This window comes from Blautia sp. DFI.1.216, assembly GCF_020594215.1.
Lineage (GTDB): Bacteria > Bacillota > Clostridia > Lachnospirales > Lachnospiraceae > Blautia_A > Blautia_A wexlerae.
Map to the genome: position 1 here is coordinate 1 of NZ_JAJDML010000123.1, position 1,818 is coordinate 1,818.

The 1,818-nt window shown below is 41.6% G+C and carries 1 protein-coding gene; it reads left to right on the forward strand.

Annotated elements, in window-relative coordinates:
- Positions 1–265: 265 nt before the first annotated feature.
- A complete protein-coding gene (locus LJE11_RS18960) occupies positions 266–1,624 on the forward strand; it encodes an acyltransferase family protein (protein ID WP_008708305.1) in 1,359 nt (452 codons plus the stop codon).
- The last annotated feature ends 194 nt before the right edge of the window (positions 1,625–1,818 follow it).

Here is a 1,818-nt window from a genome sequence, read left to right on the forward strand (position 1 = left end):
TTGGCATATTCATGCCAAAACACCTCGCGGGATAGTGGTGTGTGAACAGTAACAAAATATTTCCATTGACCGAAATGTTAAGTTTCTATTCCATAAATCGTAAAAATATGTTATGCTTGTTGCAGTAAATATGACTTTGCGGTTAATTGCCCGTTACATTGCTGTGCGTTTTTTTGTCTGCCGGTCATCTGAAGAATCTGGCAGAATGGGGTTGTATGTTCACACAGCAGAAGTCAGAAATATGATTAGAGGATAGTACTTAAACATGAAAATAAAAAAAGAGAGAGCGGCGGTGCCGTACTCCTGCCTGATCGATAACATTAAAGTTTTGCTTATCTTTCTGGTAGTATTTAACCATATTATTGCATTTAACCTTGTAAAGGTAGATACTGTAGTGAGATATGTGTGGTATGCGATCACGATTTTTCACATGCCTGCATTTGTTTTTATTTCAGGATATCTGTCAAAGAAACCTCAGAATGTGCTGAAGAATTTTAAGAACCTGCTGATCCCTTATGTTCTGGGATATACCTTAACCTGGTATTCACAGATATGGCTGGGCAGATCTGTAGATTATGAGATACTGCGTCCTACCGGAAGTGTCATGTGGTATATACTGGCACTGTTTATTTACCGCCTTACCATTGAGGCCCTGGGTAAGATCAGATTTATTGTTCCGCTCAGTATCCTGTTCGCATTATGGGCAGGAACCAGACCGGAATTTACCACATTCCTGTCATCATCAAGAATCGTGGTATTTTTCCCATTCTTTGTTGCGGGGTATCTCTGGAAGAGTGAATATATCACAGCGATCCGTAAATTTAAGGGAAAATGGATCCTGGTGGCAATCTCCGGAGTCCTTTTGTGGGCGATACCGAATTATATGATCCCAAATGAAATGGGAATTGCTATTTTCCGAGGTAATCATGGATATCAGCTCTGTGGCCTGACGGATCCTCAGGGAGTGATCCTCAGACTGCTGATGTATCTGGTATCTTTCGTAGTTGTCTATACGATGCTTGCGTTAGTGCCGGACATCAAACTGCCACTCACCTATGTGGGACGACATACAATGGGAATTTATTTCTTCCATTATCCGATCATGATCATTATGAATGGTTTATACATCCTGATGCTTCCTGCAATGAACAATGTATGGGTGCTTCTGGGAGTATCACTGGTATTTGTACTTGTACTGGGAAGTCTGCCTGTGGATCTGCTCTATACGGGTGTTTTGAATCTGATCGCATTTATTCTGATCAAGAAGGATAAGACAGTCAGAGATGAAGGCCTGGAAGAAGAGTATGACAGCGAATATGATGAATATGAACTTCTCAGAAGAAAGAAAGCCATCGCAGAGCTTGCGGCAACGCTTGATTCAGAGAGTGAGCAGGACGGACATGTGGAGAAAGTAAATATGGACGAGGATACACCGGATCATACTTCTTCCGACAGTCATGAAGGCTTCAGCAATGTGGCCGGCATGGAGCTGGAGATTGAAGAAGATAATCTGGATGATATCCCTGATGAACTGATCAAAGGGGAAGAGGAGCTTTCGCTGGAAGACCTGATCCAGGAACTGGAAGCTACTACCAGAACGATGGACGACAATAAAGAACCATAAACACAAAGGAAGAGTTTTGAGATACAAAAACAGTATTTCAAAACTCTTCTTTTTGTAAAGTTAACGCGAATTTAACATTTTTGTAACGGACAGGTGACGGAAGTTGGGAAGTATGATATAATCAAAGTATCTATCGTATGGAGGTTACTGTTCACACACCACTATTCCGCGAGGTGTTTTGGCATGAATATGCC

Bases quoted from the DNA above. Each gene is read 5' to 3' on its own strand.
- LJE11_RS18960 (WP_008708305.1), top strand. From the start codon at position 266: ATGAAAATAAAAAAAGAGAGAGCGGCGGTGCCGTACTCCTGCCTGATC.